This window comes from Candidatus Polarisedimenticolaceae bacterium (genome assembly GCA_036275915.1).
Classification (GTDB): Bacteria; Acidobacteriota; Polarisedimenticolia; order Polarisedimenticolales; family DASRJG01; genus DASRJG01.
The window spans coordinates 401,282-415,152 of the sequence record DASUCV010000022.1; the positions used below are offsets into that span (position 1 = coordinate 401,282).

Genomic DNA, 13,871 nt, shown 5'->3' on the forward strand with positions numbered 1-13,871 from the left:
GTAGGATCTCGCGGTCCGTCATGGACGGGAGGAAACGATGACCTATCGGATTGTGGCTTTCTCCGCGCTCGCCGCCGTTGCCGCCGCGGGGGGGCTCCATGCCGCCGACGCGAAGCACACCGGCGCGTTCGAGCAGCTCGTCTCGGTCACGGCGAAGGTGGAGGCGATCGACCCGGCCAAGCGTGAGGTGACCCTGAAGGGGCCTCTCGGCAACGTCGAGACGGTCGTCGTCGACGACAGCGTGAAGCGTCTCGACGAGATCAAAGTCGGCGACGAGGTGACGGCGAAGTACTACATCGGCATCGCCGCCGAGCTGCGTGCGCCGACGGACGCGGAGAAGGCGCAGCCGTACGTCGTGATGAACGACACCGCGAAGACGCCGAAGGGCGAAGCGCCCGGCGCCGGCGTCGCGCGGACCGTGCGCGTGGTCGCGACCATCGAGGGATTGGATCGTCCTTCGCAGACGGTCACTCTCAGAGGACCCAAGGGGAGGTACCTCACCGTCCGCGTCCAGGATCCGGCCGTTCTCTTGAAGCCGCACATCGGAGACACGGTCATCGTGACCGCCGCCGAGGCTCTGGCCGTCTCCGTCGAGAAGGTTCCGCCCTCCAAGTAATGCCGGCCACCCTTTTCCTCGCCGCGGCCCTGTCCGTTCCGACGCCCAAGGCGGACGACGTCCGAGCCATCGACGAATCGCTCGTCGCGTGCGGCACGCGCCACACGATCTCGAGCTCGTCGGACCCCAAGCGCGGCATCGGCTGCGCGCGGGACAAGATCGCCGCGTACTTCAAGGAGTCGGCCAAGGTGGATCCCGACGCGAAAGTCGTCGTCGACCACTTCGAGACCTCGGGCGAGCGAACGGGAGGGAAGACGATCGGTCTCGACAACGTCTACCTCGTCCTTCCGGGCCACGATCCCTCTCTCAGGTCGACGGTGTTCGTGGTCTCGGGGCACTACGACTCGCGCTGCACCGACGTCATGGACGCGGCCTGCGATGCTCCCGGTGCGGACGACGACGGGTCCGGCACGACGGTCGCGATGGAGGCGGGGCGCCTCCTCGCTGGACGTCCGCGCCGCGCGACGCTCGTCCTCGCCGCGCTCGCGGGCGAGGAGCAGGGGCTCTTCGGCGGGAAGCGTCTCTTCGAGTGGGTGAAGACCGAGGGGTACACGGTCGGCGGAGTCTTGAACAACGACATCGTCGGCGCGATCAACGGTGCCTCGGACAAACGGATGCGGCTCTACTGCGGCGACGACGACAAGGCGCCCGCGCGGCAGCTCGGGGTCTGGCTCGACGAGTTTGCGGGTCGCGACCTCATCCGGCTCATCTTCCGGAAGGACCGCTTCGGACGTGGGGGCGACCACCTGCCCTTTCTCGAGGGCGGCTTTCCGGCGGTGCGCTTCACCGAGCCGCGCGAAGACTACCGGCACGAGCACCAGAATCTTCGCGTCGAGGGCGGCGTCACGTACGGCGACAATCTCGAGTTCGTCGACTTCAAGTTCGTCGCCAGGGTCGCGCACGTGAACGCCGAATCGGCGCTGCGCCTCGCGAACGCGCCCGCGCCGCCGACCTCGGCCTACGCGACGGGGATCGTCAAGCAGGATTCGACCGTGACGTTCGAAGCACCGGACGACGCGCAGAGAGCGTCGTTCGAGGTCCTCTCGCGGGCGACGACCGACTTCCGGTGGACGGTGGTGAGCACGGTCGCGGCCGCCGGACCCGTGACGATCCCGGCCCGCACGATCGACGACGTTGAGTTCGCGGTCCGCTCGGTCGGAAAGAACGGCGAGCGCTCCATTGCGATGCCGGCTGCGGCGCGCAGCAAACCTTAGGTTCGTCAGAGTAGGCGCATGACCGAGCCGTCGATCGGCACCGCGCGCTCGACGTGGAGTCCTCTGACGCATCGCGTCTTCCGGGCGCTCTGGATCGCCTCGACCGCTTCGCACGTCAGCTCGTACATGTCGGACGTGGCCCAGGGGTGGCTGATGTCGTCGCTCACCCCGTCCCCGCTCGTCGTGTCCCTCCTGGTCACCGCCGAGAGCTTGCCGTTCTTCATGCTCGGCCTTCCCGCCGGCGCTCTCGCGGACATCGTCGATCGCCGCAGGCTGCTCATGGTCACGCAGCTGGCGATGGCACTCGTGATGGGCGGGCTGGCCGTCGCGACGGTGCTCGGCGCCGCGTCGCCCTGGATGATGCTGGGGTTCGCGTTCGCGCTCGGCATCGCGACGGCGTTCAACGATCCGACCTGGTACGCGGTCGTCCCCGAGATCCTCCCCAAGGAGGAGCTCGAGGCCGGCGTCACGGTGAGCGGCGTCGGCGTCAACATCGCGCGAACGCTCGGACCCGCGCTCGGCGGGTTCGTGGTGGCCGCCTTCGGCCCGGGCGGCGTCTTCGCCCTCGACGCCCTCTCGTTCTTCGGCGTCGTGGGAGTGATCCTCGCATGGCGGCGCGAGCGGTCTCGATCGCTGCTCCCGGCGGAGCGCATGCTCGGCGCCATCCGTGCGGGGCTGCGGTTCGCGCGCTACTCGGATGCGCTGCGCCGCGTGCTCTTCGCCACGTTCCTGTTCATGGCGTGCGGCGGCGGCATCATGGGATTGATGCCGGTCCTGGGGCGCGAGACGGGACACGGCGCGATCGGATTCGGATCCCTGCTCGGCTCGCTCGGCGTCGGGGCCGTGGCCGGCGCCGCATTGCTGCCGCGGGTACGATCGCGCACCTCGTTCGCGACGCTCGTCGCCGCGGGATCCGTGACGTTCGCGGGCGTCGCCTTCACGGCCTCGATGTCCCGCACGCTCGCCGTCCTCTGCCCCGTCATGCTCCTCGGCGGTGTCGCCTGGATCTCGGTGCTCTCGACCCTCATCCTCGGAGCCCAACAAGCGGCGCCACCGTGGGTCAGAGCGCGCGCGCTCGCCGTGTACCTGATCGTGTTTCAAGCCGGGATCGCCGGAGGAAGCGCGCTGTGGGGCTTCGTCGCGTCGCGTCGCGGATTGAGCGCCGCGTACATCGGCATCGCCGCCGGACTTCTCCTCGGCGCGGCGGCCGCGGTCCGGCTCCGGGGCATCGCGGGAGCGGCGATCGACTTCACGCCGGCGCGGCACTGGGCCGACCCCGTCGTGGCCGGGGACCCTTCGCTCGAGGGGGGACCGGTCATGGTCCAGGTGGAGTACGTCGTCGATGCGTCGCGCACGGACGAATTCCGGTCGATCGTGGCCGAGCTCGGCCGGAGCCGGAGGCGCGACGGCGCGATCGAATGGTGGTTGTTCCAGGACACGGCAGAGCCGTCGCGCTTCGTCGAGACCTGGATCGAGGAGACCTGGGCAGATCACCTTCGCAGTCACGAACGCGTGTCGGTCGCCCACCAGGCAGTCGAGCAGCGGGTCCGCGACCTGACCCGCGGCGGATCGGCGATCACGACGCGGCACTTCATCACGCCCGAGTCGCCGCGATCGGCAGCGGCAGCGGTGCGCGCCGTCGAGCAGCGAACCGGATGCTGAGGGCGGGTTAGATCCGCGATTTTTGGCGAAGTCGGGAACCAAGAGCCGCCGTTTTCCCGGGTTACGAATCTCGATATCGAACCGGCGCTCGATGCACCGTACATGCTTCCGAGAGAGGCCTGTGCGTGCGGGAGCTCAGCGACAAGCAAGTCCGAGAGTTCTTCGAAGACGGATTCGTCGTCGTGCCCCAGGTGTTCTCGGCGCGGGAAGTGGCGTACATGCAGAGCGCGTTCGATCGCCTCGAACGCCTGGCGCAGCAGCTCGCGGCGCCCACGATGCTTCGCGGCTCGCAATTCGTCGTCGAGCGAACCTCAGGGGACGTGCCGCGCGTTCGCATTCACCGGATCGTCTGGTGTGGCGCGGCCGCGCCCGTGCTCTCGTATTTCGGGTGCGACCAACGTCTCGTCCACTTCGCCGCCCAGCTGCTCGGGTCGAGCACCATGAGCCAGCTCATCAACCAGGCGCACTTCAAGCTTCCGGGCGATGGAGTCTCGTTCCCCTGGCATCAGGACAGCACCCACCGCCGGTACGGCCAGGCCGAGTGGTGCGATGTGAACGGCCGCGGCAGCTACGTTCAGATCGCGACGGCGCTCGATGACGTCACGGCGGAGAGCGGCCCGATCGAGTTCATCCGTGGCAGCGGCCGCCTGGGCCACCTCGGCCTCACGGACGGCGCACTTCCGTCGACCGTCGATCCGTCACAGGCGGTGGCGCCCACGCCGCGCGCGGGAGACGTGATCCTCTTCGGGCCGTACACGATCCACCGCAGCCTGCCCAATCGTTCGGCCCATCCGCGACGCACGTTCATCAACGGCTTCGCCTATCCGGGCGCCAACTCGCGGGTCTACCCCGGCGAAGGCGCGGGCCGGCTGCTGACCGTCGAAGGCGACGCCGCGTAAGCCTCAGATCGACAGCCCGGGATCTCCCTCGATCACGCGCTGCTCCAGGAGAGGCCGCTCGCCGGGGCGCCAAAGCTTTGCGACATGGGAGACGCGGTAGCGAAGCGGTCCGCCGTCGGGGCGGTCGCTGCGTGCGATCGGACGCGGGATGCAGACGAAATCGGTGCGCAGCTCCGCCGCGGTGAGACGAACGGTCGCATAGCCGTGACCGCCCAGGTCGACGAACGAGAGGTGCGGCGCATTGTCGGGGTTCGAGAGCGCTCGTGCCTTCGCGAGATCGCCGCTCTTGGCGTACTCCAGGCACGAGCGCACTCCGTGCAGCAGCAGCATGTTGATCGTCGGCGCCGGCTTGTCGGCGCCGGGGCGATCGGCCAGGAAGAGAGGCCGGAGCGGCTCGTCCTTCGGGAAATTGTGCTCGTTCGCCTCGACCCCGCCGGGGCTCGTGATCGACGCGCCGACGAACGAGAGACCGACCGGTACGAAGGGACGAGGCGGGAGCTCCTTGGCGGCATAACCCGCCCAGAAGCTGTGCTTATCGCCCGAGACGATCGCGAAGCCGGTGATGCGCTCGTCGTGGATGAGATCGTAGATCTCCCCCCGCTCGACGTAGGCGCCGCCGAAGTCGCCGCCGCCGAGGCTGGCGTAACCGGCGTCTTTGGGCCAGGGATGGGCGATGATCCCCTCGGGCAAGTTCTGCGGGTCGGCGCGCTCGTCAGGAGTGCCGATCGAGTTCCCCCAGATCTTCCACGTCGCGCGAGACCGCCTGAGGCGCTCCTTGAACCACGCCTTCTGCTCGGCCCCCAGGATGGTCTGCGGCGGAGCGTCCTTGCGCGGATTGGCGATGTGCACGTCACCGAACCGGATCTCGGCCGGCGGCTTGCCGCCGCCGTAGGTCCGGCCGGCATCCAGGATCTCTCCGGTCTCCTGCGGAAACATGTTCGGGAAGTCGACGGCGATCTTGCCCAGGTCCGGATGGGTTATCGGGTTTTCGCTGCGGTAGCTGTGCTGGTCGGTGATGAAGAGGTCGAGGTGGCGGCCGTAGCGGAACACGCGGTAGGCCGTCAGGCTACGGATGGCGATGAGGTTGTTCGGCTCGAGACCCAGTCCGTTATCGTCGAACTTCTCGATCGCGACGTTCTCGACCTTCGGCGGGTCGAACGTCTCGAGCGAGGGACCGCTCGGCTTGATGATGCGGGCCGGCAAGTATTCGAACCAGGCCTGATTCGCGGCGACCTTGACCGTCTGGCCGGGCCGCGGCTCGGGGCCGACCTGAACGAGGCCCTGCCGGCCCTGCCAGGAGAATTCGTGGTTGTCCCACATCGCCACGAACGGCCAGCGTGCCCGCGCGTCCTGCAGGTCGGGGTCGTGCAGGTACGCACGATAGATGGTGCGGTACCCTTCGACGTCGGTCGGGATATGGAAGTTGGACACCTTCTCGCCGTTCGGAATGCGAAAGATGTCGTAGATCTTGCGATCGTAGTACCCCTTCGGACGGTCCTCGGGATACCAGACGAGCTCGTAGATGAAATCGCCGAGGTGAAGCACGAAGCCGAGCTGGTCTTCCGGTGCGGCCCTCTCGTCCTCGAAGATCATCCGGCGATACGCACCCATCGAGCCCCAGGTGGGATTCTGGCAGCTGACGAACGCGAATTTCACCGGCCTCGTGTCGGAATCCTTGGGCGCCGTGATCGTCCGCCCGATCCGGCTGCCGAGCCCGTCTGCGTCGGTGAAACGATACCAATATTCGCGCGCAGGATGAAGGCCGCCGACGAGCACGCGGCAGGTCCAGTCGGAAGCGGCCGACACGATCGCGGGTGCCCGCGCGATGACGCGGCGGAAGGCCTGGTCCTCGGCGACCTCGACCGTGAGGGTCTGCGTGCCGCCACCCTCGAACGGTCGCCTGGTCCAGAGGATCACGCTGTCGAAGTCGGGGTCGCCCGACGCGACCCCTTCGGGATAGAGGTCGCGGCGCTCGTTCCAGCGCCATTGGGTCGCCAGCACGCGGCCGCCCCAGGCGACCGACGCGCCCATCGCCAGCGCGGCTTGATAAATGAACTCTCGGCGGCTGAGCTTCATGTTGTCCCTCGACTGTCACGGTGTACGAAAGTCGGGGAACAAAGTTCGACGCTTGGAAGAGTTCCAGCCGTTCCAAGTGCTACCGCGGTCGGGATTTCACCACGCGTAACCGAGCTTCAAGATGATGGCGTAGTTGTCGGCGTTCCCGTGGGCGTATTCGAGGCTGGCGAGGATGCGCTGCACCGGCTTGAGGATGAACTGAAACCCTCCGCCGTAGGACCCATAGAACCCTTCGCTGCTCGTCACGGCGACTTCGCCGCCGTACAGCCAGGCCCCACCCACGAACAGCGTCGCGCCCCACCGCGTCGCGATGTGAAATCGTTCCTCGGCCTCGATCGACGACATGTCCTTCGCGAGGTACTGGCCGAACTTGTATCCGCGGAGCTGCACGGTGGCCTGCGCGGCTCCGGGCGCGTCGACGGTGAACTGATTGAACTGCCGGACGGCCAAGACGTGGCCTTTGCCGTGCTGCCAGAACGCGCGCGTGTCAAGGCGATAGACGTCGAAGCTGTCGTCACCGCCGAGCCATTCGCGGTAGGCGACGTTGTTGAGGTTCGCGAACCAGCCGCGCGTCGGCATGTCCTGGTTGTCGCGTGAGTCGTGCATCATCACGGCGCCCACGCCCGCCGACTTGAAACCGACGACACCGAGCGTGTCGAGCGTCAGGTCGTCGGCCTCCGAGTCGCCGAACACCTGGTAGTTGGCAACTGACGCCTGCCCTCCGACGAACCAGTTGCCCGTGAACCTGTAAAGGTAACGCGTGCCGAACGCGAAGAGGTTGTCGTTCGTCTTGAGCGGTTGACCGGTGCCGAGGTAATCGTCGTAGTCGTTCTTGATGTCGCCGAACGCGAGGATCCCGATGACACGATGGTGATCCGCGCCGAACGACGCACGCGCGAAGGCGCTGGCGACGAGCGAATGCGTCGTCGTGTACTGAGCGGTCAGGCCGAACAGCGAGACGCGCGAGTCGGCGTCGAACTTGTGCAGATACGCCGCCAGGAACCCGCCCGTGGTGCCGAGCTTGGGGTTCGACGAGACGATCGGCACCGCGAGCCAAGGAGAACGCTTGGCCGGCGTTTCGGGAGGCGGCTTTGAATCCGCCGATTCGGAGGCGATGAGTCTCGAGCACGCCAGAAGGAGCCACACGCCCGCGAAGAGCCGGAAGAGACGCATGGCCGTGATTCTCGCGCGAGTCCCGCGCGATACCAATGGTTTTCGGAACCGCTATCGCACGCGGTAGAAGCACGTCGGCCCGTCGGGGGCCACCGGATCGTCGTACGTCGTCGACGTCACCCCCGGAGCGATCACCACGGCATCGGAGAAGTCGGGCTGCGACGCGCGCTCGACGTCGTAGGGCGGCTGCCCTCCCGTCCAGGTGAGCCGCAGAGTATCGGGGCTGACGAGCCACGACACGGTGAGAGCGATGCCGTCGTCGGAGCGGCCCCGAGCCTCGATCCGGTAGTTTCCCGCCGGTCCGGAATCTTCCTGCGCCATGAACTGCCCCAATGGGATCGCCGACAGGTTCGCCGGGTCGAGCGTCTCGAACGCGCCGACGTAGCCAAAGTACGACTGCTGCGAGTACGTCGGAGCCGTCGTGTCGAGCGGCGTGATGTAGACCGGAGCCGTCTTCGTATTCTGGAAGTAGATCGCCGCCACCAGGGTTCCGTGCACGAGCACGTGAGGCACGACGTACTGGTTGAGCGTGTCCGTGTTGCCGTTGGCGACCACGGCGTCCTGCGACCACAGCAGCGTCGCGTTCTGCGGCGAGCCGCCGTCGGGGTCTTCGTACAGCAAGATCTTCACCGGGGTGCCGTTCAACGCGCTGGGTCCGAAGACCCGCCCGTACGACGTGCGGATCAGGTCGATGTACTGTCCCGACGGGTCGACGGGAAAGGTGTTCATGTAGACCAGCGTCTCGTGCGGGTCGAGGCTCAGGACGACGTCCGCGTGGGTGTCGGCGATCACGTACTCGGCATCGGCGAGCGCGGTCATCGACCACCCGAGAATCAGGGTCGTGAAGAGTGTTGTTCGCATGGCGAAGGGATACGCGAAAACGAGCCCGCTGCGCGTGCCGTGGGACGAGACGTGAGCCGGGCGTGACGAGCCGTGATCGCCTTCGCTCGACCGGTTGGTATATTTCCCTCCAGGCATGATTGAGCGCGTCCTCGTAGCCGACGACGAGCCCCTCGCTCGCGAGCGCGTGCGTCAGCTCGTGTCCCGCGTAGCGCCCGGCGCCACGATCTGGGACGCCGGCGACGGCGACGACGCGATCGCCCTCATTCGGGCGCACGCGCCGCAGGTCGTGTTCCTCGATATCGAGATGCCGGGGCGCCGCGGCTTCGAGGTCGTGAACGTGATCGGGCCGGAGCGGATGCCCGCTACCGTCTTCGTGACCGCCTACGACGAGCACGCGCTCGCCGCATTCGATGCGGCCGCGCTCGACTATCTCCTCAAGCCGGTGGACGAGGCGCGCTTCCGCACGGCGTGGAGGAAGGTCGAGGATCGCATCGGGTCGCGCGAGATCCTGGGCGAAGCCGAGAGGTTGCGCGGCCTCCTCGCGTCTGCCGCCAAGAACTCACCCACCCTGGTGCTGAAGGACGCGGGCCGCTCGGTCGTCGTCCGGCTGGACGCCGTGCGATGGATCGAATCGTCGGGGAATCACGTCCTGTTCCACGCGGCGGAGGGACCGACGCGCATCCGCGGGACGCTCGCCTCGATCGAAGCACGGCTCGATCCCACGCGGTTCGCCCGCATTCACCGTCGTTATCTCGTCGCGCTCGATGCGTTGCGAGAAGTCCGCGCGTGGTCGGGCGGCGATCAGCTGGTCGTGCTCGACGGCGGAGCCAAGCTTCCGGTCAGCCGCAATCATCGCGACGAGCTCGAAGCGCGCCTACGGGAGCGGCGATGACGCGCTGGGCGCGCTTCGGCTTGATCTCGTTCTGGGCGGTGCCCGCCGCCGTCGCGACGCTCGGCATGCAGCTCGTGCCCTCCCGTGTCCGTCCCGACATGACCGCCGGCGAGATCCTCCTCATCCAGCTCGCGCTCTGGCTGCCGTGGGGGCTCTCGACGCTCCTGATCTTCGCCGTCGGCGATCGATTCCCCTTCGAGCGCGGCAAAGTCGGGCGGGCGCTCGCGGTCCACATCCCGTTGTGCGCGATCGTCGTCGTGCTGCAGATCCTCGCGATGACCGGCGTGGAGGTCGTCAGCGGCCTCCGAGAGCCGATGCCCCTCGGCAGCACGATTGCCGTGGGCGTCCGCCTGTGGGGCGATCTGTTCACCGTGATCTATTGCGGCATCGTGGTCGCTCACGGCGCGATCCGCTGGAGCGCCGCATACCGCGCGCAGCAGCTCGCGGCGGCGAGCTTGGGCCGGGACCTCGTCGAGGCGCAGCTTCGCGCGCTGCAAGGGCAGCTCCGGCCGCACTTCCTGTTCAACACCCTGAACTCGATCGTCGCGATGATCGACCGTGATCCCGAAGCCGCGCAGCGGATGATCATCCAGCTCGCCGAGCTGCTCCGCGCGGCGCTCCGCACGGCCGACACCCAGGAGATCCCGCTCGCGCAGGAGCTCGAGCTCACGCGGCTCTACGTGGACATCGAGAAGGTGAGGTTCTCCGATCGTCTCGAGGTCCTGTGGCGCGTCGACGTCGATCCGGAAAGGCTCGTGCCGGCACTCGTCCTCCAGCCGCTGGTCGAGAACGCCATCGTCCACGGCATCGCGCGCAAGAGCGGGCCCGGGCGCATCGTGGTCGAGGTGGCCGAGCGCGACCGCGGCCTTTCGGTGCGCGTCGTGGACGACGGCGTAGGGCTAAGTGAAGGGCGCGCCTCCGCCCCCGGCGGGATCGGCCTCGCGAACCTGAGGGCGCGATTGCAGCGTCTCTACGGCGCGGCCGGAACACTCGAGCTCGCGCCCTGCGCGGGCGGCGGAACCGAGGCGACCCTGCTGATTCCGCGCCGAGCCATCTAGCCGAGCGCGAACGGCCCCTTCTCGCGAACTTCCTCGGCTTCGTGGTGGCGTTGCCGCGCGCCGAGGATCCCGGCGCGGCCCAGATAGCCGACGGCGCGCTCCGGCGCGCCGCGATCGACGACGGGAAGGCGGCCGACGTCGTGCCGAAGCATCTTCGAGATCGCGTCGTGCACGGGCTCGTCGGGAAACGTCACGATCAGGTCGCGCTTGCCGGCTTCGAGCACGGTCATGGCGCCGGCCGGGTCCACGCGGAGCGCTCGCACGATGTCGCCTCGCGTGATGATGCCGCAGAGCCTCCCGTCTCCGTCGAGGAGGAGGGTCCCCTGGCGCTTGGCCACCGCCGGATCGTTCTTTCCGATCCGCTCGGAGAGCTCCGCGACCGTCGTTCCCGCGAGGACCGCCGGCACGTCCTCGTCCATGACGTCGCCCACGCGGGTCAGCTCGAAGAGGTCGACGCTGTACTCGCGGGCGATGTGCTGCCCCCGCCGCGCGAGCTTCTCCGTGAGGATCGATCGCCGCATCAGGAGCACGGTGACCGCCGTCGCCGCCGCGGCGGCGAGAAGCAACGCCGGAAGCGCGCTGACGTCGTTCGTGAGCTCGAGCAGGAACACGGTGCCGGTGAGCGGCGAGCGCATCGTGCCGCCCATCATCGCGGCCATGCCGAGGGCCGCTCCGAGTCCCGCGCCTCCCGCTGGGATGTGCCCGCCGAGCAGCGCGCCGAGCGCGCCGCCGATGATCAGAAGCGGCGCGAGCACGCCGCCCGAGGTCCCCGATCCGAGCGCGACCGACCAGACCACCGCTTTGAGGATGAGAAGCGTGACGAGCGCCGTGCCGAGGACCTGCCCCAGGAGGAGCGCGTGGATCGAGTCGTATCCGACGCCGAGCACGCGCGGGTCCATCCACCCCGCTAGGCCCACCGCGAGCGCGCCGATCGCCGGCCACCACATCCAGTGAATCGGCAGCCGCTCGAAACTGCCCTCGCATGCGTACACCATCATCGTCAGGAGGCCCGAGACCAGGCCCGCGCCGAGACCGATGCCGAGCGCCCAACCCAGATCGATCGGGCCGAGACCCGTGTGCGGAGGGATGGGGAAGATCGGACCCGACCCGAGCATCGGCACGCGGAGAAGGCCGGCGACGACCGACGCGATCGCGACCGGGATGAAGCTGCGAGGCTTCCACTCGAAGAGGAGCAGCTCGACGGCCAGCAGGACGGCCGCCACCGGAGTGGCGAAGATCGCCGACATCCCTCCCGCGGCTCCGGCCACGAGCAGCGTCTTCCGCTCGGCGGCCGTGAGGCGGAAGAGCTGCGCGAAGATCGAGCCGAACGCACCGCCGGTCATGATGATCGGACCTTCGGCGCCGAACGGCCCGCCGGTTCCGATCGAGATCGCGGACGACACGGGCTTGAGGACGGCGACCTTCGGATCCATGACGCTGCGGCCGAGCAGGATGGCCTCGAGCGCCTCAGGGATGCCGTGCCCGCGGATCCGCTCCGATCCGTACCGCGCCATGAGGCCGATGGCGAGACCGCCGAGAACGGGCACGAGGACGACACCGGCGCCCAGATGATGGCCCTGAGGGACCGCCGGGGACGTCGACAGCCGCTGGAAGAACGCGAGGTTCGTGATGAGCGCGATGAGCCAGAGCAAGGCGCGCGCGATGGCGGCGCTCAGCGCACCGACGGGAACCGCGAGCAGCGACAAGAGCATGAGCCGCCGGTCGACGCGGAAATCGGACTGTCGATCCTCGCCCCCCACTCGATTCATATCGCGTTACGATATGATTCGCGACGGCGATTGGCAAGTGCAGCCGCGGAGGACGCCACGGGCATCACGCGCTCCGAATACGAGAGGCTCGCGGGCTTCCGGCACGCGCTCCGGGCCTTCCTCAGATTCAGCGAGAACGCGGCGGCCGAAGCGGGGCTCTCGGCCCGCCAGCATCAGGCCCTCATCGCCATCAAGGGGTTCCCCGGCGACGGGATCACGATCGGCGCGCTCGCCGAGAGCCTACAGCTCCGGCATCACAGCGTCGTCGGGCTCGTGGATCGCATGGCCGGAAAGCGCCTCGTCATCCGGAGGCGCGGTGCCGACGACGGCCGCCGCGTCGAGCTGGTGTTGACCCGTCGCGGCGAGGCGTTGCTCGAGAGGCTCGCCCTGTCGCACCGGGACGAGCTACGGCGCCTCGCACCTCAGATCGAGCTCCTGCTCGCCGATCTCCGGCCGAGGAAGCGCGGTCGCTGAGGCGGTGCCGGCCGGGCCGGTCAGGGGTGCGACGGCGATTTATCACCCTGATGATCGTTGTTCTGTCCCTGGTTGTTGTTGTTCTGTCCCTGACTGTTCCCGTTCACCTGGTACACGATTCCATGACCGTCGACCGCGGCACCCTTCAGCTGCTGGCCGAACACCGCCGAGAAGACCGTCAGCTCCTGTTCGCCGAACGGCTGCGACGGGCGCTGCGTCGTGACGTGGATTCCCATGGCGTTCGAAATCCCGATGACGTCGCCTTCGGTCAACGCCTTGTTCAACGCGAGCGCGGGCAGCTTGAACCCCGCCGCGCGCAAGCCGGCTTCGACGGACGAGGCGTCGACCGCCGGCATGTGCCTGATCTTCGCGATCTCCGAGTAGAAGTGGCCGACGGTCAGATCGCTCGCAAACACCGGTGCCAGGAGTGTCGCGACCGCCAGCAGCGCGAACGCTCGAAGCCGATTGTTTCGAATCATGGAAGCCCCCGTATGGAGATCTCTGGAGTTTGCCACGACCACTCCCGAGAACCCTACCTTTACCGCCAATTGCAAAATGGTCAAGGCGTTTCCGCGGCCGCCACGATCACGACGCCCTGGGATTATTGATGAGTCGGCGCGGGAGCGGCGGCAACGTAAAGCTTCTCTCGCGCGGGGTCGTGGGAGTAGAGTCTGCGGCCTGTCGGACCCAACTCACTCGGAGGAATGGATGCATCCAAGCACTCTCGCGATCTTGCTCGCCGCGCCTTTTCTGCTCGCGGCCGGCGCGACTCCCCCGCCGCCCAAGCCCGCTGCGGCCCCTGAGCCCGCGGCCGCGGCCGGCAAAGAGCCCGACCACATCACGATTCAGCACGTGCTGATCGGGTTCATCGGCAGCGTCCCCGGCAAGAACATCACCCGAACGCAGGACGAGGCGAAGAAGCTGGCGGAGGACATCCTGGCTCGCGCGAAGAAGGGCGAGAACTTCGACGCCCTCGTCAAGCAGTACACCGACGATTCGCCGCCCGGGATCTACTCGATGGCGAACAACGGCGTGACGCCGGCTTCCGGCGAGTATGCCCGCGGGCGCATGGTTGCCGCGTTCGGCGACGCGGGCTTCCCGCTCCAGGTCGGAGAAATCGGCATGGCGTCATACGACAAGGCGCGGTCGCCTTACGGCTGGCACATCGTCAAGCGCTTGAAGTAGCTCGTCCAGG

General features: G+C 67.9%; 13 protein-coding genes. 8 read left to right on the forward strand and 5 right to left on the reverse strand.

What is annotated here, in order from left to right:
- The first annotated feature begins 37 nt into the window (after nucleotides 1–37).
- The 4 genes from VFV19_18480 to VFV19_18495 all read left to right on the forward strand — a co-directional run bounded on the left by VFV19_18480 (nucleotide 38) and on the right by VFV19_18495 (nucleotide 4,391).
- Complete coding sequence (locus tag VFV19_18480) at nucleotides 38–616, forward strand: hypothetical protein (protein ID HEX4826293.1); 579 nt, start codon at nucleotides 38–40, stop codon at nucleotides 614–616.
- Nucleotides 616–1,830 (forward strand): M28 family peptidase, encoded by a 1,215-nt coding sequence (locus tag VFV19_18485; protein HEX4826294.1) that lies wholly within the window; start codon nucleotides 616–618, stop codon nucleotides 1,828–1,830. The genes VFV19_18480 and VFV19_18485 overlap by 1 nt, the downstream gene beginning before the upstream one ends.
- Before the next feature lie 18 nt (nucleotides 1,831–1,848).
- Nucleotides 1,849–3,492 (forward strand): MFS transporter, encoded by a 1,644-nt coding sequence (locus VFV19_18490; protein ID HEX4826295.1) that lies wholly within the window; start codon nucleotides 1,849–1,851, stop codon nucleotides 3,490–3,492.
- A gap of 125 nt (nucleotides 3,493–3,617) precedes the next feature.
- Nucleotides 3,618–4,391, forward strand: a complete 774-nt coding sequence (locus VFV19_18495) for a phytanoyl-CoA dioxygenase family protein (GenBank protein ID HEX4826296.1) — start codon at nucleotides 3,618–3,620, stop codon at nucleotides 4,389–4,391.
- A 3-nt stretch (nucleotides 4,392–4,394) separates the two neighbouring features.
- On the opposite strand, the gene VFV19_18500 is transcribed toward VFV19_18495, so the two are convergent.
- From VFV19_18500 to VFV19_18510, 3 genes are all read right to left on the reverse strand, one after another.
- Entirely contained in the window at nucleotides 4,395–6,467 is a 2,073-nt protein-coding gene (locus VFV19_18500) for an alkaline phosphatase D family protein (protein HEX4826297.1), read from the reverse strand.
- A gap of 96 nt (nucleotides 6,468–6,563) precedes the next feature.
- A complete protein-coding gene (locus VFV19_18505; protein ID HEX4826298.1) occupies nucleotides 6,564–7,640 on the reverse strand; it encodes a hypothetical protein in 1,077 nt (358 codons plus the stop codon).
- 51 nt (nucleotides 7,641–7,691) lie between these two features.
- Complete coding sequence (locus VFV19_18510; protein ID HEX4826299.1) at nucleotides 7,692–8,501, reverse strand: hypothetical protein; 810 nt, start codon at nucleotides 8,499–8,501, stop codon at nucleotides 7,692–7,694.
- A gap of 115 nt (nucleotides 8,502–8,616) precedes the next feature.
- Between VFV19_18510 and VFV19_18515 the strand changes: the two genes are divergently transcribed.
- Together VFV19_18515 and VFV19_18520 are read left to right on the forward strand one after the other, a co-directional pair.
- The gene (locus tag VFV19_18515; protein HEX4826300.1) at nucleotides 8,617–9,375 is read left to right on the forward strand and encodes a LytTR family DNA-binding domain-containing protein; all 759 of its coding nucleotides are present in this window, start codon (nucleotides 8,617–8,619) and stop codon (nucleotides 9,373–9,375) included.
- Nucleotides 9,372–10,433, forward strand: a complete 1,062-nt coding sequence (locus VFV19_18520) for a sensor histidine kinase (protein HEX4826301.1) — start codon at nucleotides 9,372–9,374, stop codon at nucleotides 10,431–10,433. Before VFV19_18515 ends, VFV19_18520 begins: the two co-directional genes overlap by 4 nt.
- On the opposite strand, the gene VFV19_18525 is transcribed toward VFV19_18520, so the two are convergent.
- The gene (locus tag VFV19_18525; protein ID HEX4826302.1) at nucleotides 10,430–12,202 is read right to left on the reverse strand and encodes a chloride channel protein; all 1,773 of its coding nucleotides are present in this window, start codon (nucleotides 12,200–12,202) and stop codon (nucleotides 10,430–10,432) included. The two genes, VFV19_18520 and VFV19_18525, sit on opposite strands and share 4 nt — an antisense overlap.
- 30 nt (nucleotides 12,203–12,232) lie before the next feature.
- Here VFV19_18525 and VFV19_18530 point away from each other — a divergent pair, with 30 nt between their 5' ends.
- A complete protein-coding gene (locus tag VFV19_18530; protein HEX4826303.1) occupies nucleotides 12,233–12,676 on the forward strand; it encodes a MarR family winged helix-turn-helix transcriptional regulator in 444 nt (147 codons plus the stop codon).
- A 20-nt stretch (nucleotides 12,677–12,696) separates the two neighbouring features.
- Here the strand turns inward: VFV19_18530 and VFV19_18535 are convergent, their stop codons facing one another.
- A complete protein-coding gene (locus VFV19_18535; GenBank protein HEX4826304.1) occupies nucleotides 12,697–13,155 on the reverse strand; it encodes a hypothetical protein in 459 nt (152 codons plus the stop codon).
- Between the two features lie 229 nt (nucleotides 13,156–13,384).
- Here VFV19_18535 and VFV19_18540 point away from each other — a divergent pair, with 229 nt between their 5' ends.
- On the forward strand, nucleotides 13,385–13,861 hold the full coding sequence (locus tag VFV19_18540; GenBank protein HEX4826305.1) for a peptidylprolyl isomerase: 477 nt from the start codon (nucleotides 13,385–13,387) through the stop codon (nucleotides 13,859–13,861).
- Nucleotides 13,862–13,871 lie beyond the last annotated feature (10 nt).